13 protein-coding genes and 1 pseudogene are annotated in these 16,211 nt (G+C 63.0%); 12 read left to right on the forward strand and 2 right to left on the reverse strand.

Annotated elements, in window-relative coordinates:
• Window positions 1-78 precede the first annotated feature (78 nt).
• Window positions 79-1,224 carry an acyl-CoA dehydrogenase family protein gene (locus P1K31_RS15800; RefSeq protein WP_276306271.1) on the forward strand — a complete coding sequence of 382 codons (1,146 nt, stop codon included), beginning with the start codon at window positions 79-81 and terminating at the stop codon, window positions 1,222-1,224.
• Between the two features lie 56 nt (window positions 1,225-1,280).
• On the opposite strand, the gene P1K31_RS15805 is transcribed toward P1K31_RS15800, so the two are convergent.
• Window positions 1,281-2,402 carry a TAXI family TRAP transporter solute-binding subunit gene (locus P1K31_RS15805; protein ID WP_276306272.1) on the reverse strand — a complete coding sequence of 374 codons (1,122 nt, stop codon included), beginning with the start codon at window positions 2,400-2,402 and terminating at the stop codon, window positions 1,281-1,283.
• A gap of 349 nt (window positions 2,403-2,751) precedes the next feature.
• On the opposite strand from P1K31_RS15805, the gene P1K31_RS15810 reads away from it, so the two are divergent.
• From P1K31_RS15810 to P1K31_RS15835, 6 genes and pseudogenes are all read left to right on the forward strand, one after another.
• Entirely contained in the window at window positions 2,752-3,864 is a 1,113-nt protein-coding gene (locus P1K31_RS15810) for a mandelate racemase/muconate lactonizing enzyme family protein (RefSeq protein WP_276306273.1), read from the forward strand.
• A 130-nt stretch (window positions 3,865-3,994) separates the two neighbouring features.
• Window positions 3,995-4,983, forward strand: a pseudogene (locus tag P1K31_RS15815) (mandelate racemase/muconate lactonizing enzyme family protein); the annotation flags it as partial.
• A gap of 11 nt (window positions 4,984-4,994) precedes the next feature.
• Window positions 4,995-5,534, forward strand: a complete 540-nt coding sequence (locus P1K31_RS15820) for an FAS1-like dehydratase domain-containing protein (protein WP_276306274.1) — start codon at window positions 4,995-4,997, stop codon at window positions 5,532-5,534.
• The gene (locus P1K31_RS15825; RefSeq protein WP_276306275.1) at window positions 5,527-5,991 is read left to right on the forward strand and encodes a MaoC/PaaZ C-terminal domain-containing protein; all 465 of its coding nucleotides are present in this window, start codon (window positions 5,527-5,529) and stop codon (window positions 5,989-5,991) included. The genes P1K31_RS15820 and P1K31_RS15825 overlap by 8 nt, the downstream gene beginning before the upstream one ends.
• A 90-nt stretch (window positions 5,992-6,081) precedes the next feature.
• Window positions 6,082-6,858 (forward strand): enoyl-CoA hydratase/isomerase family protein, encoded by a 777-nt coding sequence (locus P1K31_RS15830; protein WP_276306276.1) that lies wholly within the window; start codon window positions 6,082-6,084, stop codon window positions 6,856-6,858.
• A gap of 23 nt (window positions 6,859-6,881) precedes the next feature.
• Window positions 6,882-7,706 carry an enoyl-CoA hydratase/isomerase family protein gene (locus P1K31_RS15835; protein WP_276306277.1) on the forward strand — a complete coding sequence of 275 codons (825 nt, stop codon included), beginning with the start codon at window positions 6,882-6,884 and terminating at the stop codon, window positions 7,704-7,706.
• Between the two features lie 1,637 nt (window positions 7,707-9,343).
• Here P1K31_RS15835 and P1K31_RS15840 read toward each other — a convergent pair.
• Entirely contained in the window at window positions 9,344-10,132 is a 789-nt protein-coding gene (locus P1K31_RS15840; RefSeq protein ID WP_276306278.1) for a CbiX/SirB N-terminal domain-containing protein, read from the reverse strand.
• Between the two features lie 715 nt (window positions 10,133-10,847).
• On the opposite strand from P1K31_RS15840, the gene P1K31_RS15845 reads away from it, so the two are divergent.
• The 5 genes from P1K31_RS15845 (at window position 10,848) to P1K31_RS15865 (ending at window position 16,209) form a co-directional block, all read left to right on the forward strand.
• Window positions 10,848-11,732 (forward strand): IclR family transcriptional regulator, encoded by an 885-nt coding sequence (locus P1K31_RS15845; RefSeq protein WP_276306279.1) that lies wholly within the window; start codon window positions 10,848-10,850, stop codon window positions 11,730-11,732.
• A 137-nt stretch (window positions 11,733-11,869) separates the two neighbouring features.
• Window positions 11,870-13,144, forward strand: coding sequence for an ABC transporter substrate-binding protein (locus P1K31_RS15850; RefSeq protein ID WP_276306280.1), 1,275 nt, complete (start codon window positions 11,870-11,872; stop codon window positions 13,142-13,144).
• A 62-nt stretch (window positions 13,145-13,206) separates the two neighbouring features.
• The gene (locus P1K31_RS15855) at window positions 13,207-14,250 is read left to right on the forward strand and encodes a branched-chain amino acid ABC transporter permease (protein ID WP_276306281.1); all 1,044 of its coding nucleotides are present in this window, start codon (window positions 13,207-13,209) and stop codon (window positions 14,248-14,250) included.
• 69 nt (window positions 14,251-14,319) lie between these two features.
• Entirely contained in the window at window positions 14,320-15,399 is a 1,080-nt protein-coding gene (locus tag P1K31_RS15860; RefSeq protein ID WP_276306282.1) for a branched-chain amino acid ABC transporter permease, read from the forward strand.
• Between the two features lie 3 nt (window positions 15,400-15,402).
• Window positions 15,403-16,209 carry an ABC transporter ATP-binding protein gene (locus tag P1K31_RS15865; RefSeq protein WP_276306283.1) on the forward strand — a complete coding sequence of 269 codons (807 nt, stop codon included), beginning with the start codon at window positions 15,403-15,405 and terminating at the stop codon, window positions 16,207-16,209.
• Window positions 16,210-16,211 lie beyond the last annotated feature (2 nt).

The raw sequence follows: 16,211 nt of genomic DNA on the forward strand, positions 1-16,211 counted from the left end.
GTGAGTCTCTCGAAAATGCAACTCTCGGCGTTCGGATGAGGAAATGATTTATTAGGGTAATTCGCCTCGGTCCGTGTGATGTCATCGTTGTCAACCGACCAGCGACAGTACGTGAAATCGGTGCAGGACGTCGTCGAAGCGGAGATACGGGACCGGGCGTTCTCGTGGAACGGCGAGACCCCTTGGGCGAACCTTCGGGCGCTCGCGGGGAAGGACCTGCTATGTGCGAACTTTGCGCCGGAGTACGGCGGTCGGGGATTTGGAGAGTTCGAGGCCATGCTGGCGGTCGAAGCCGTTGGACGGGTCTGTCCGGACACCGCCTGGTTCGTCTACACTCAGCAGATGGTCGGCCCACGTGCCATCGAGATGTTCGGGAGCGAGTCCGCGAAAGAGACGTACCTCCCGCCGGTCGCCGAGGGCCGCAGCCACATTGCTATCGCCATTTCCGAACCCGACGCGGGGTCGGACGTCGGGTCGATGAACACGACCGTCACCGAGACCGACGACGGGTCGTTCGTCCTGAACGGCGAGAAGATCTGGGTCGGAGGCGTCCCTGCGTCGGACGCCGCGGTCGTCTGGGCGAAGTTCCCCGACGGACTCGGATCGCTCGTTCTCGACCTCGATGCGCCGGGAGTGGAGGTCCAGAAACACTACCGGAACATGGCGAACTACACCCAGACGCACTTCACCATCGCCGAAGTCGAGATTCCGGAAGAAAACGTCCTCACCCGCGGTCGCGAGGGGTTCAAACAGCAATTGAAAGCGCTCAACTGGGAGCGCCTGGGAAGCGCCGTCGTCGCCAACTCGTGGGCGATCTGTGCGCTCGATCACGCCCTCTCCTACGCCGCTGAGCGTGAACAGTTCGGCCAGCCAATCGCTGACTTCCAGGGGATGGAGTGGAAGTTCGCCGACATGCTCACCGAGATCGGGGTGTCGACGGCTATCGCCTACCAGGAGGCCGTTCGGGCGGCCAACGCCGGAACGTCCCCGGATCGCCTGGCGACGTCGATGGCGAAACTCTACTCCTCGAGGATGGTTGAGCGGGTCGTGAGTGAGGCCGTCCAGACGGTCGGGGCGCGCGCCTACCAGAAGGGTCACCCGCTTGAGTATCTCTTCCGGTTGGTTCGCGGCCGACGGATCGCTGCAGGGACCGATGAGATACAGAGGAACACTATCGCTCGGACGCTGAAGAAGGAGGGTATCCCGTCGATGCTCGACCGATAGGCTGCTCTCTTGGGCGTCGTTCTGGAGCGTGAAAACCGCGATAGCGAGGTGCTCGCTCAGTCCTCGTAGTCGTCGAGCGAGAGGAGATCGTCGCTCCAGAGATCGTTCTCCTTGTAGTAGCGCTCCGCACCTGGATGGATCGGCCCGTTCTCGCTTTTTAACAACCACTCGAGGGCGAACTCGGGGCTGAGTTTTTCGAGGTACTCCGCGTACTCGTTGACCTCGTCCGAGTTGTCGAGAATGGTCTTGGTGAACTCGTATACCGCCTCCTCGTCGGTGTCTGCAGGGAAGCCGACGAGGTAGCCAGTGACGAGCGCCGTGGCCGGCTTGGTGACCTCCTGGTCCCATACGTCCGGCGAAATCTCGCCGTAGGCTACTGGGAGGCTGCTGTTCTGGAGGTCCTCTTCGGAGAAGGTGAAGTTGACCGGTTCGATATCGACCGTCGCGTCGAGTTCCTGAACCCACCCCAGTTTGCTCGTGAGGTTCGCGGTATAGGGCATGATGATGTCGACGCGCCCCTCGCGCAGCGCTTCGGCCTGGTCGGCGACCGCGATGTCGCGGAGGTCGGTAAAGTGTTCCGTCGGGTTGTCGATGCCGGACAGTTCCATCGCCTCAATCGCGACCTCGAAGTTCGTTCCTTGGCGCTGTCCCCACGACATCGGTGTGTCCGGGGGGATGTCGTTGACCGTCTCGACGCCGTCGAGCCCCGCGTCCTCACGCTTCATCAGGTGAAAGTCGAGCGTGAGATACGAGAACGTCTGCGTGATGGTCGTGTCGACGTCTTCGAAGGGTGCGACGCTTCGGTTCGCCCGGTCGACGAGGACCGTAGTGATGGTTCCCGCCTCGTTTTCTCCTTGCGCCATGAGCGCCAGACTGGCGCCCGTCCCGCCGCTCGTCTGGGCGCTCATCTGAATCATGTCGCTGTGTTCGTTGACGACCTCCGAGAACGCGACGCCGGCGGTGTGTGCGGTCGTGCCATCGCTACTCGTTCCGATGACCCAGTTGTACTGCCCGCTCCCGCCGCCGCTGCCGTTTTCGCCGTCTCCGCCACCACTGCCGTTTCCGTCACCGCCGTTTGTCCCGCCAAGACACCCTGCAACACCCGCGATGCCGCCGACGCCGAGCGTCCGTAGTACTGTCCGTCGGTCCACTGTCCTACCGCTGGCTCTGTCAGCCATGGCATATCATAACATTACCTTGTATATATGCCTTTTCAGCGAGTGCTGGGTCATTCGGTTTGCTCGTCGAAGCGCATCTCGCCGTCGACGAGGGTAGGCAACGAATTCGATCTCGATTCGGTCGGTGAGTTCATCGACCAGTGTCGGTGAGAACCGGAGCCGTGACTGTTCCGAGGTGTTCTCTGGCCAGACGCCCTGAACCGTCCCGTCGTCGACCGTGTCGCGGGTTAGGAAGTCCGTGAACGCTGTGCTAAGTCGTTGCACAGATCACTTATCGCACTCCCGTCGAGAGTCGACCGATACCTGCCGGCGTGGAAATCTATTTCACACTGTGCTGTGCCTACGTGGCATGGAGATCGAATCGGTAGAGTCCTTTCCGGTGACGCTTCCGCTCGCGGAGCCGGTCTCCTTTTCGAACCGAACGATAGAGTACCGCGATCACGCCATCACGTACGTCAGAGCGTCCGACGGTACCGAGGGCGTCGGCTACTCGCTCGGATACGGGGGGGCGGCCCTGATCTCCCGCGCGGTCGAGTCCCTACTGGAACCGATGCTCGACGGCGAGGACCCCCGAAACACCGAACGGCTCTGGCGTAAGATGTTCGACGGAACGGTCCAGATCGGGCGCGCGGGCCTCCTCCTACGCGCCATCTCCACCGTCGACATCGCGCTCTGGGACCTCAAGGCGAAGGCGGCAGGGCAACCCCTCTGGAGACTCCTCGGTGGGTACGCGGACCGCGTCCCGTCGTACGCTAGTGGAGGGTACTACCGCGACGAGAAGGGACACGGAGCGCTCCGCGACGAGGTCGCCCGCTACGTCCGAGAGGGACACGACATCGTGAAGATGAAGGTGGGACGGCTGTCGACGGCCGCCGAGGTCGAACGGGTCGCGGCGGTCCGCGACGAGATCGGCCCCGACCGGACGCTTCTCCTGGACGCGAACGGGGCGTGGTCCACTGCGACGGAGGCCATCCGCGCCTGTCGGGCCTTCGAACCCTGCGACCCCTACTTCATCGAGGAGCCAGTAATGATCGATAGGGTCGATCTGATGGCGACCGTCAACGAGGCCATCGACTACCCGGTGGCGACGGGCGAACTGGAAGGGCCGCGATACCGGTTCGCACAACTGTACGACAGGGGGGCGGCGGAGATCCTCCAGCCCGACGCTACGGTCTGTGGGGGCATCACGGAGTGGCTCAAGATAGCTCACCACGCCGCCGCGTACGACGTGCCGGTCGCCCCGCACTACAACTGGAACCTCCACGCCTCGCTCGTCGCGGCCGCCGAGAACGGCCTCTGGGTCGAGTACTTCTACCGGGACATGGAGGTGAAGCTGTTCGACGACCTCGTGTCCGCCCCGCTGACGCCCGACGACGAGGGGTTTCTCTCGGTCCCTGATCGACCGGGACACGGTGTCGAACTCGACGAACACGCCGTAGAACGCTTCCGCGGCGTGCCGTGATGCGCCCTTCTAACCGGCCGTTCAGGGTTCGACCCCTTGCCCCGATGGGCGACGCGAACCGACGTACCGTGCGATAGACCGACGACGCGGACGATCACCGATGAAAGACTTCTCCAACTAGACGGCGGACCGAGGCGTAGCGGTTACGGACACCCGGTGTTGCGTGGTCGATGATAGGTTCGAGTGGAACCTCATTGAGGCCGATACGGACGCCGGGGTGACTGGTATCGGTGAGTCCTACCGTGGTGGTGGCCCTCGAGATCATAGAGTACACGAAATAGTTTCTCGTCGGTGAGAACCCGCTCGACATCCGGCGGTTCTTCCGGCGCGTCCTCCAGGAGATGTCCGGGCACAGCGGGACGACTGGCAAGGTCGTCACCGCGACCTCGGGTATCGAGATAGCGCTCTGGGACGCGGTGGGGAAGATCCTCGACCTGCCGATGTACCAACTGCTCGTCGGGAGTACCGCGACCGGGTGCGGATGTACTGCGACTGCGACACGGGTGAGGTGAATGCCATTGAGGACGGCTACACGAGCTACACTGAGTCGTCGGTGTACAGCCCCAAAGCGTACGCCGTGGAGACCGCACAGGTGAGAGACTTCGGTTACACGGTGCTGAAGTTCGATCTGGACTTCGCGATGGACAACGATTCCGATCCGTTCAACGGTCCGCTGAGCAACGCCACGATCGAGCGCAAGCGCGAAATCGACGTCGCCGTCCGTGACGAATTCGGCCCCAAGGCAGATCTCGCCTCCGACTTTCACTGGGATACACCGTCGAAAGCGCGAAGCGCCTCGCCCATGAACTGGAGGAGAACTACATCCCGATGTCGCCCCACAACGTCTGCAGCCCGGTCGGCACGATGGCGTGCGTCCACCTGGGCGCGGCGGTACCGAACTTCGACCTGTTAGAGTTCCACGCCCTCGAGGTCGACTGGTGGGACGACCTCGTGACCGCCCAGGACCCGCTCATCCAAAACGGCTACATCGAGATACCGGAAGGGATGGGTCTCGGTGTCGAGCTCAACCACGACGTTGTCGAAGAACATCCCCTGGAGGGAACCGAGGGGTTCTGCGCCACGAGCGTAGTTATTTTTATCGCTCCCCTCTATCGGTAGCGCGACGACCCATGCCGTCGTACCCACTAGCGGACCTGAAAGCGCGTATCGGCGAGACGAAGACAACTGTCGAGGACTTGGTGGTTGAAGCGGGGAAGGTAGAGGAGTTCGCGACCGCGATACACGATCCGAACCCCCTCTATCGGGATCCCGAGTCCGCCCAAGTTGCGGGCCTCGACCCCATTCCCGCACCGCCGACGTTCCTTCGGACCTGGTACTTCCCGCGCTACCGTCCGGACGGAGTCGGCATCGACTTCGGGTTCGACCTCGGACTCGACCCGCGTCACACGATTCACGGGCAGCAGCGCTACGAGTACCACCGGCCGGTGTTCGTCGGCGACACGCTGTCTGGGGAGACGACGCTCGCGGACGTGTACCAGCGGACGGGGAGTCGCGGAGGGACGATGACGTTCGCGGTGTTCGAGACGACGTTTACCGCCGACGATGGGACGTGCGTCGCTCGCGTCGAGAACACGCGTATCGAGACCGAAGGGGCGATAACGGGCGACCCGAACACCGACGACCGCGATTCGGAGGGCCGGGATGACTGAGGTCGCCGGCGAGTCGACGCTCGACCCGGCGACCGTCGCCGTCGGTGATACGGGGCCAACAGTCGAAGTCGGGGACCTGACTCGTAAGGACTTCGTGCGCTACGCGGGAGCGAGCGGCGACTTCAATCCCGTCCACTACGACGAACCGTTCGCCCGCGAGGCGGGCTACCCGAGCGTGTTCGCCCAGGGGATGTTCACTGCGGGCGTCGCCTCGCGCTTCGTCGTAGACTGGGTCGGCGTCGAGACACTCGCATCGTTCTCGACACGCTTCGCCGCCCAAGTGTGGCCAGGCGACAGCCTTACGGTCGAGGGGTCGGTCGCCGCGGTGGACCGGACGGCCGACGGGACGACCGTCGAACTGGAGTTCGCGGTCCGTTCGGACCGTGAGGATGCGGTTCTCACCGGGACCGCGGCCGCTTTCTACCCCTCGACTGACCGGGAGCGCCCGATGGATTGAAGTAGAGAGCCATCGCATCACCCCGTGACGTGAGAACATGACAATCATCACCGAAGCGATGACTACGGCCGACGAGGGGTGGAGCGAACAATGACTGACGACGTGCTGTACGAGGTCGACGCCGGCATCGCGACCATCACTATGAATCGCCCGGATGTCCACAACGCATTCACCAGAGATACGATATTCCAGCTCAATGGGGCAATTCGCGACGCGCGGGACGACGACGCCGTGTACGCTATCATCCTGACCGGGGCGGGCGACGGGTTCTGTTCCGGTGCCGACGTGCGTAGCATGCCCGACTGGACGCAGATGACAAAGGAGGATTACGCCGGTTACCTGTGGAGCGTCCAGAACGTCATTCGACAGCTTCGCACGACTACGAAGCCGAGCGCGGCAGCAGTCGACGGCCCTGCGGTGGGTGCGGGGTGCGACTTCGCGCTCGCCGCTGATGTCCGCTACCTCTCTCCGAATGCCCTCCTCCGCGAGGGATTTGTCAGGATCGGCCTTATTCCCGGTGACGGCGGCGGATGGCTGCTTCCCCGACTAATCGGAGAGGCGAAGGCCCGCGAGTATCTCCTTACTGGAAAGGACATCACTCCGAGCGACGCCGTGGAGCTGGGGCTGGCCGTCGAGGTGACGGACGACCCACTCGGGGCGGCCCGAGGATTTACAGAGGAGGTTCGCGACCTGCCGGCGACTGCTGTCCAACACACGAAGGCGCTCATCGACTCCGAGCAGAGCTACGAGGACTACTCGGAGCGGGCCATCGAGTACCAGTGGGCGTGCGTGAACGATGCAGAACACCACGAGGCCGTCGCGGCGTTCAACGAAAAGCGGGTACCCGACTTCGATCGTGAGTACTGAGTACCCTCGCCTGGATACGCCCGATGGATAACCGCGATAGGCTGGTCGAGGTCGACGACGCGACGAGCCTAATTACGGTCACCGCCGACGACTACGCACCCGATGTCGTCACGGTCGAACTCGACCGCCCCGACCGTCGAAACGCCCTCAACGCAGCGCTCCGAGCGGAAATCTGTGAGATCTGCGACGCACTGGAAGCCGTAGGCGGCCTCAAGGGCGTGGTGCTCACCGGTTCGGCGGCGGCTGGCTCGTTCGCCGCGGGCGGCGATGTTCGCGAAATGCGCGGCAGAGACGCGCTCGAACAGCGCGCCGCTCTTGAGGACGTGCCTATCTACCGGCGGATCGCGGAACTCTCCGTCCCCGTCGTCGCGCGAATCACCGGTTACGCGCTCGGCGGCGGCTGCGAACTCGCGATGGCCAGCGACATCCGCGTCGCGCACCACGAGGCGATGCTCGGACTTCCCGAGATCAACCTGGGCATCTTTCCGGGCGGCGGCGGGACGCAGCGGCTGCCGCGCCTCGTCGGCGTGGGGCAGGCGTCGCGGTTGATCCTGACCGGCGAGCACATCGACGCCCCTGAGGCCGCCGACATCGGACTGGTCGACGAAGTGTGCGACGACACCCACGCGCTCGACGAACGGGTCGCTGAGATCGCGACGGCGCTTTCGGCGAAGAGTGGGCTCGCGTTGCGGACGGCTAAACGGGCAATTCGCGCCAGCTCCCAGACCTCGCTCGATGCCGGCCTCGAGTATGAACAGGAACTCTTCACGACGCTATTCGCCTCCGGCGAGAAGGATGAGGGTATTGACGCGTTTCTGGAGGGGCGCGACCCGAACTGGCGGTACTGACGGACGACTTGGATTTGTCCCTCTCGTCCGTCAATAAGTCCCAGTACCTTCCCCTTCCACGTCGGCGTCGCTCCCTCGCGACAGGTCCCCTGCATAGGGTGTTCCTTCCGATTCGATGGCGAGCACGGAGATAGACCGGACGGTCACAACGTAGTGCGCAACAAGGACCGAAGTTCCGGCGACGGTGACTTCGTCGTAGGATGTGACGGGCCCGTCGTGTACGGCGCTCGAGCTATGGTCGTCGGCCACTGTCCGGGCGTAGCGGAGGAGCGCACGCCCGTCGTCGTTGACCAGCTCGTTGTCGTGTGCGCCGATGGCACGGACCCCCGCGTTGACGAGCCCATGTCGTCGACGACGTCGACGTTTTAAAACCACTCGTGGGTTGATCCGAGCTTCCGAGCGACCGTCCAGATGACCAGTCCGACCTGCCGGCGTGGTTCGTATACGAAGGAAGGGAGGCGATGCTCTTCGAGGTTCGCATGTCGCCAGAACTGCCCAATGTATACTGTGAGGGGTCCGTAGTCGCTCCGTTCCTGGTACTCGGTGGCTTTCTCGCCACGCCACGCGTGCCCGAAACCAGTATTGACCTTAATATTAATTACTCGGATTAATGGTCCGAATAGCCTGCCTCAATGGGGGTGTACCGATGAGTTAATGCTGGGGAGATACGCTTGGCATGCTCCGGCGAAAACCCGGTACGCGAACGGTGATTGGCGCAGTCACTGCGACCAGGTGTCTCCGGTCAACGTCAACCATTTTTACGTGTATACCGTCCGACTGCCGTACTATGGAGCGTCATGGATTGCCCACGGGCCACGTACTGGAGATGGGCGTAGTACCGGAAATTTCAGTACAAGGGATATTACACAGCAGTTCCCTCAGGGCGTGCAATGTTCATCTCGGTACGTGACCAACGGGGAGCACATCGCTCGGAAAACACACATCCAGTGGCCAGTAGAGCCACGCGCATACCGCTTGACTGCCCTACCGTGGAGGACACACGTCACGGACTCAGTACTGGACGACGGATGTCGCATCACTCATCTCAGTTCGGTGAAGCTCATGCCATACTCCCCGCAAAAGTACGACGTCCCTCCCTTCGTCGTCCCGCCCCCCGATCTCCCCCGATCCCTCACTCGTTCACCCGGTATCTGGCGCCAAACAGCCTGCACAGACCGCTCGTGCTGTGTGAGCGTCAAACAACGAGGATGAGTGTAGAGCTCAGTAGCGTGTGGAGGGGAAGTCTGTAGCAACGCTTTTCGTCGGCGGTGGATGAGAGCGCGGTGAGCTCCACAGGGGATAGAATACGTCCTCTGTTCTCGAACGGACGATTCCACTCGACTCACCTCCTGACGGTGTGTACGACGCATTTCCGTGGCGTATATTCCGTCCAGAGTCCAGCACTATCTACAGTCGGTGTCGATGGTGTCGCAGCTATTCGAGTAATCACTTTCAGCTCAGACGATAGGAGCCCCGACCGGGGACCGCACTCGACGATCTCGGGAGTCTCCCTCGCCCCGGTTGCGTGGACCGTCACGTCGGTTTTACCCCGCGTCGCTGATACCGCCGATATGAGCCGCGTTCGCGTACTGCCGACCGGAACGAATCTCGGTGCTGGACCCCTCTCGTTCCTCCCGTTATCGTTGCACCCCTTCACCGTCGGTGGGGGCCGGGCGTCGCGTCGGGGATAACCGCGCTTCGAACGGTGTCGCGGAGGGTGTGGCGTCGAGCGTGAGTATGCGCTGTCTCTCGACCTCCGCGTGAACGGCGTCCGTTATCCGCGGATGCTCTCCGAACGGGTCGGCGTACTCGATGCCGCCGCGTGCGAGTTCGAGTTCGTCGGGGATCCGGCCCTCGGTCGCTTCGGTCCGCGTCAGAAAGAGCGGGACCGCCACCGAGCGGCCCTTCGTGACGTTGTACCGGACACATTCGACCGCGGGATTCTGGAGGAGATAGCAGGTCAGCACCTCCCCGTATCCCGACTGTTCACGGAGTCGGGCCGCGTGGTAGTCGGCAGTCCGCCGGTAGTACGGTTTCGAACTGCTTCCCGTCCCCACGAGGACGAGCGAGGCGTCGTCCGATGCCGGAACCAGCTCCGTTCCCCGCTCCGCTATCACGTCGGTCACGGCGGGACTCCGTCCGAGTGGCTCGCAGTAGCGGACGTCCCCGGGGACGGAGGAGAGCGCGGCGGGGACGCCGTGGATCGTGTCGTGGGTGGGTGCGACACACATCGGGACCGCGTACACCGTATCGGCGGAGATCCGCTCGAGCGCTCCTCGGAGCTCACGGGTCGGTTCGCTCTCGTACGTCACCACCTCGACGTCGTCGACGACAGCACGCCGGTCGAGGCGGTCGGCGTGCGTCCCGAGCACTTCGCGGGCGTTTCTCGTATCACGGCCGATGAGCAGGATCGATTCGGATGTCATGGGTCACTACTTTTGCAATTGCGTTTGAATTAACCCCGATAGGGTTGTCTTCCGCCTCGGGACGGAACCAAAAATACGTTTCGGTGATGTCGGTCCCGTTCCGAGGGTGGCCGCATCGGTCGATCCCTAGGGGCGGTGTGAGCTGTCGTTGCAGCCGGGCTCTCGGGTACGACGTCTCGCGTAGTTGCGCTCGTACCAGGCGACGCGACGTTGTCGACGTGTCTTCGTCTCCCGACTCGATCGTGTGGCTTCCGGCGTCGCCGTTCGACGACGACGCGACGCAACCCGCGCCGTTCCGACATTGTCGTATTCCGTCCGATACCCGGGAGCACATCCCCGAGAAGGTATGGGGGATGGGCGCTCCCGGGCGTGACTGGTCTCTCCCCTCACGCCGCGTAAACCCGACAGACTATATAACAAGCGTACTAGTGTTATCCGATTCGCGGTCGTCACCCCCCTCTGGAAACACTGGCGTAGCGTGGGAGTCCGTCGCACACGTGAGGTGTGGCGCTGCACGCCGACCGCGCGGGTTCCGAGCGCGGAGAGATCGGCGGTGATCGCGCGTCGACATCGTCGTAATCCGCCGGAGTCGGCCGAAATCACTCCCCGAAGCGCATATTTTCACCGTGTCACTGTTCTAACTATCCGTCCTCCGCGGTCATTCTCCCCGGACGGTTGATCGATCCACCCCGTAACGACCATCGCCGTCGCGGTATTGTCGGACCCGTTCGGATCGTACGTCGGCACGTGCCCACCTCCGCTCGTAGGGTACCGAGTGACGGGACGATATTGTCGGACAAGCTTAAGTGGTGTCGACCCGGGTGTTGGTTACGAATACGCTATGTCCGATCGCGTCCCGATAAAAAGCGTCCGAACCACGTTCGAACTACTCGAAGCGTTAGTGACGTCGGGCGGCATGTCGTTACCGGAGCTTTCGGAGGAGCTGGCGATGCCGAGGAGTACCGTCCACGACTATCTACTTAGTCTTCGAAACCTCGGGTACGTCGTCAAAGACGGGATGGAGTACCGCATCAGTACGCGCTTTCTGGCCATGGGACAGTCCGCGCGGGGGAAGATCGGGATCTTCGGCCCCGCGAAGAACACCGTCGACGATCTCGCGGAGAAGACGGGCGAGCACGCGAGCCTCATGATCGAGGAGAACGGGCTCGGCGTCCTGCTGTACATCGCGAAAGGGGAGAACGCGCTGGATCTAGGGGTGTCCGAGGGGTTCCGGATGGAACTACCGACGAACGCGCCCGGGAAGGCGATACTGGCGCATCTCTCGACGGCGCGTGTCGAGGCGATACTCGACCGTCACGGACTTCCGAAGGTGACGGAGAAGACGGTGACGAGCCGTGAGGTCCTCTACGAACAGCTGGAAGCGATCCGCGAGCAGGGATACGCGATCGACGAAGGCGAACGGGTGGAGGGTGTTCGCGCGGTCGCCGCGCCGATCGTCACCGGGGACACGGTCCACGGCGCTCTCGCCGTCAGCGGTCCCGCCCACCGTCTGGAAGGGACGCGGTTCGAAACCGAACTCCCCGATCGGGTACTCAGAGCGGCGAACGTCACTCAGGTACAGTACACGCTCGGCGAATGAGGGTGCGAGCGAGGGCGGAAAGGACGCCGGACCGCTCAATGTGAAATGAGTCTTACAGCAAACCAAAACGTTAATAACCATTAAAATTGTTAAGTGCCATGGCACATGGTGCCAGTTCAAAGAGTCGACGACAGGTATTGAAACGGGCCAGCGTACTCGGTACGCTCGGGATAACTGGTCTGGCTGGCTGTACCGGTGGCGGCGGTGGCGGCGGTGGCGGCGGTGGCGGTGGCGGCGGCGGTGGTGGAAACGGTTCCTCCGGGGGCGGCGGTGGGATCGAGAAGATCCACGTCGGTCTCGCCGATCCGTTCAGCGGCGTGTACGCCAGCCTCGGGAAGGCCGAGCAGCAGGGGGCGGAACTCGCGATAGCCGATCTGAAGGAGGAGCTGGGTGTCGATATTCAGCTCACCACCGCGGACACGGAAGCGAACCCCGACACCGGCGTACAGAAGGCACAGGAACTCGTCACCGAAGACCGGGTGGACGTTCTGATGGGGGGCGTCTCGTCCTCGGTAGCGATCGCCATGGGCCAGTGGGCGACGCGGAACAGCGTCGCCTTCATCGCGTCGGGGAGCCACTCCGACGCGACGACGGGCTCGTCCTGCGCTAAACACATGTTTCGGACGCCGAGTTCGAACACGATGCTCGCGCGGACGGCGGGCAATGCCATGGCCGAGCACGCCGACTCGTACGCGCTCATGTACGCCGACTACACGTGGGGACAGACGGCGCGTGACGCCGTGCGTTCGGTCCTCGAGGAACAGGACGTCGAGGTCGTCGGCGAGATCGCCGTGCCGCTCGGTGCGGACGATTACAGCGGCGCTCTGAGCCGTATCGCGGACTCGGGCGCGGAAGCGATGGCGAACATCACGGCCGGCGCGGACACGACTCGGAGTTGTAAGCAGTACCTCGACAGCGGTATCTCGGACCAGGTCAAAATGAGCGGCGTACTGCTGGAAGACGAGAACCTCTTCGCCCTCGGACCGGAGGGTGTAGCGAAGATGGGTGTCTGGGGTACCGTCTGGGGTCCCGCCATCCAGGAGGGGAAAACGGGCGAGCTCGTGGAGCGCGTCGCCAGCGAGTACGACCGAACCGCGTTCTCTCGACACTATCTCGGATACACGTCGATGGACCAACTCGTCCGTGCGGCACATCGAGCGGGTTCCGTGAGGGCCGAGGACATCACGGAGGCGCTCGAAGGTCACGACTACACGGACGGCGGTCTCCTCGAGGGGACCCAGAAGTGGCGCGAGTGCGACCACCAGAACCTGAAGCCGACCTACGCCGTCAAAGCGAAGGACGCGAGCGAGATGGGCAGCGAGCACCCGCGGGTCTGGTTCGAACAGACGGCGAAGAAACAGGCCGACGAGGTCGTCCGATCGTGCGACGAGACCGGCTGTCAGTTCGAGTGACTGTCGGACCGTAACAGCTAACAGTCTCCGTTTTCCACTATCGGCCATGTGGGTGTGTAACTATGTCAAGTGAAACAGCGTCACAGGGGAGATGGCACAGCGATCTCACCGAGGCGCTCGCGAACATGCGAACGACCTGGAAGGTGCTTTACGCCCTGCTCGCGGGGTGGATCCTCCTGACGATCGCCGTCTACAGGGACCTGTTCTTCACGCAGGTCATAAACGGGCTCGTGTTCGGAATGACGCTCGTGATGATCGCGCTCGGGCTGGCGCTCATTCTCGGGTTGATGGGGGTGATCAACTTCGCCCACGGCTGGTTCTTCATGCTCGGCGGGTACCTGTCGTACGCCGTCGTCGTGCAGTCCGGCATGTCGATCTGGGTCGCGCTGCTCGTCGTGCCGATCGCCGTGGGACTCTTCGGTGCCGTCATGGAGCGGTTCCTGCTCAGGCGGCTCTACGGCACTGAGCCGATCAACGGCCTGTTGCTGACGTTCGGCGTCGCGCTGATGCTCGAAGAAGTGATACGGTACACGTGGGGAGCTTCTCCCCTCGCGTATCCGGCCGAAATCCTCGGCCGACCGATCTCCCTGGGGATCACGTCGGTGGCCGGGATACGGATATTCACGGCTACGGTCGGGATCCTGGCGGTCATCGCGTCGTACCTCTTGATCGTCCGGACTGACTTCGGGCTTTCCATCCGAGCAGGTGTGCAGGACGCCGAGATGACGGAACTCGTCGGTGAGAACTTGCCGATCAAGTTCACGGCGCTGTTCTTCTTCGGGTCGCTCCTCGCCGGGCTCGCAGGTGTGCTCCGGGGGGCCGCAACGGGAATCAACCCCGGGATGGGAGGGCAGTTCATCATCATCGCGTTCGTCGTGATCGTCGTCGGCGGTATGGGGAGCTTCTTCGGGAGCGTCGTCGGCGGTCTTCTCATCGGACAATCGATGCTCTTAGCGCCTATAATGTTCAAAACGCTCGCGATCTACACCGGCCTTCCCTGGCTCGGACTCCAGGGAGTCCGGCGGGTCATCCCGTTCATCGTCATGATCGTCGTGTTGCTCGACCGGCCGCGCGGCCTCTTCGGTCAGGAGGGATTCCTCGAATGATCATCACGCGCGGATCCACCCTTCGACCGGTCGTCGCTACGGTGACCCCCCGCCGGGAGGTGATCACGGATGAGTAGACGAGCGTCCACGGGGAAAGAACGGATCAGGCAGTTCGTCAACGGAACGACGACGGTACCGGGGTGGCGGGCCGACCTCCTCGTCATCGCCTCGCTGGGGATGCTCGTGCTGATCATGCCGGTCGTCGCAGAGACGCTGATGGGGTTCCGTGGTGTTGCCGCGAACGTCCTCATCTGGATGTTGTTCGCGGTCGCGTTCAATCTTCTCTTGGGGTACGCCGGGCTGCTATCGTTCGGGCACGCGATGTTCTTCGGCGGCGGTATGTACGTTCTGGCGATCACAATGAGAGAGCTCGGTCCGGTAATGATCGTCGTCGGGGCACCCCTGGCGCTGCTCTCGATGGGCCTCCTCGCGTACGTGATCGCGCGACTGATCGCCGAAAAGGGTGAGATCTACTTCGCCCTGCTGACGATCGCCTTCGGCGAACTCGTCTGGTACATCGGGAACTCGAATCCGGGCGGCCTCACCGGGGGAAACGACGGGCTTTCCTCCGGCATGCTCCCCCCGTTCGTGGAGGCGTTCCGCGGCAATCTCCAGGTCGTGGTCGGCTCCGTACAGGTCGACATCTACTGGGCGGTCGCGCTCCTGTTCGTCGTCGGGGTCTTCCTCCTGTACCGCATCGTTCGTTCGCCGTTCGGGCGAACGCTCCTGACGATAAAGGAGAACGAACAACTCGCCCGGAGTATCGGCGTCAACACCTACCGGTACAAGGTTCACACGTTCGTCATCAGCGCTATCTTCACCGCCGCTGCGGGTTGCATGCTGGTGGTGGTCAATCAGAGCGTCGCGACGAGCCAACTGACGTGGCACACCAGCGGCGAAGTGGTCATAATGTCGATCCTCGGCGGTATCAATACCTTCGCCGGCCCGATGTTCGGCGTCTTTCTCTGGTTCCTCGCCGAGGAGTCCCTCAGCGGGTTACAGGCCATCGGCGAACTGCGTCACTTCTGGCAGTTCGGCCTCGGCCTGCTGTTCGTCACCGTCATCCTGGTCGCACCTCGGACGGGAGGCTACGGAGCGATCAAGGGAGGCATCCGCCGGATCGCGAACGAACTCCTGGGAGGGAAGTGAACGATGGCAGAGTCAACTGACGTGAGACGAGACGCGGACGTGGAAGCGGACACGGTGCTCGAAGCGAGAGACCTCACCAAGAAGTTCGGCGAAGTCGTGGCCAACGACGCTATCTCCCTCAGCGTGAAGCGCGGCGAGATGCGCTCGATCATCGGCCCGAACGGCGCCGGGAAGACGACGTTCTTCAACCTCATAACCGGCGTGTTGGCCCCGACGGACGGTACGGTCCACTTCAAGGGCGAGGACGTTACGGGCGTTTCGATCGAGGACCGCGCACAGCGCGGCCTCGGCCGTTCGTACCAGAGTAACGAACTGTTCTTCGACCGGACCGCCTTCGAGAACGTCCGAATCGCCGCGCAGACGGCCGAACTCGGGTCGTTCAGCTTCGACGTGTTCTCGAGGGCAGACACTATGAAGCGGGACCGGGCCGAGGCGCTAATCGAGCGGCTCAGTCTCACCGACGAGCGCAACACGAAAGCGAGAAACCTCTCACACGGTGACCAGCGCCGTCTCGGTATCGCGATCTCGCTGGCGACGGATCCGGACCTGCTGTTACTGGACGAACCGACCAGCGGAATGGGCCCCGAGGCGACCGACGAAACCGCGGAACTCATTCGGACCATCGGCGATGAGTTGGGGATCTCGATCGTGCTCATCGAGCACGACATGAGCGTAGTGATGGGAATCAGCGACCGTATCAGCGTGCTGTACAACGGTGAACACATCGCCACGGGCACTCCAGAGGAGATTCGAGGGAACGAGGACGTACAGGACGCCTATCTCGGTGGCCTGAAGGAGGGGATAGAGTAGCC

This window comes from Halomarina halobia, from assembly GCF_029338575.1.
GTDB lineage: Archaea > Halobacteriota > Halobacteria > Halobacteriales > Haloarculaceae > Halomarina > Halomarina halobia.

What these genes read in the sequence shown, in the direction of transcription:
- P1K31_RS15800 (WP_276306271.1), top strand. Translation starts at nt 79, where the DNA reads ATGTCATCGTTGTCAACCGACCAGCGACAGTACGTGAAATCGGTGCAG.
- P1K31_RS15805 (WP_276306272.1), bottom strand. Translation starts at nt 2,402, where the DNA reads ATGGCTGACAGAGCCAGCGGTAGGACAGTGGACCGACGGACAGTACTA.
- P1K31_RS15810 (WP_276306273.1), top strand. Translation starts at nt 2,752, where the DNA reads ATGGAGATCGAATCGGTAGAGTCCTTTCCGGTGACGCTTCCGCTCGCG.
- P1K31_RS15820 (WP_276306274.1), top strand. Translation starts at nt 4,995, where the DNA reads ATGCCGTCGTACCCACTAGCGGACCTGAAAGCGCGTATCGGCGAGACG.
- P1K31_RS15825 (WP_276306275.1), top strand. Translation starts at nt 5,527, where the DNA reads ATGACTGAGGTCGCCGGCGAGTCGACGCTCGACCCGGCGACCGTCGCC.
- P1K31_RS15830 (WP_276306276.1), top strand. Translation starts at nt 6,082, where the DNA reads ATGACTGACGACGTGCTGTACGAGGTCGACGCCGGCATCGCGACCATC.
- P1K31_RS15835 (WP_276306277.1), top strand. Translation starts at nt 6,882, where the DNA reads ATGGATAACCGCGATAGGCTGGTCGAGGTCGACGACGCGACGAGCCTA.
- P1K31_RS15840 (WP_276306278.1), bottom strand. Translation starts at nt 10,132, where the DNA reads ATGACATCCGAATCGATCCTGCTCATCGGCCGTGATACGAGAAACGCC.
- P1K31_RS15855 (WP_276306281.1), top strand. Translation starts at nt 13,207, where the DNA reads ATGTCAAGTGAAACAGCGTCACAGGGGAGATGGCACAGCGATCTCACC.
- P1K31_RS15860 (WP_276306282.1), top strand. Translation starts at nt 14,320, where the DNA reads ATGAGTAGACGAGCGTCCACGGGGAAAGAACGGATCAGGCAGTTCGTC.
- P1K31_RS15865 (WP_276306283.1), top strand. Translation starts at nt 15,403, where the DNA reads ATGGCAGAGTCAACTGACGTGAGACGAGACGCGGACGTGGAAGCGGAC.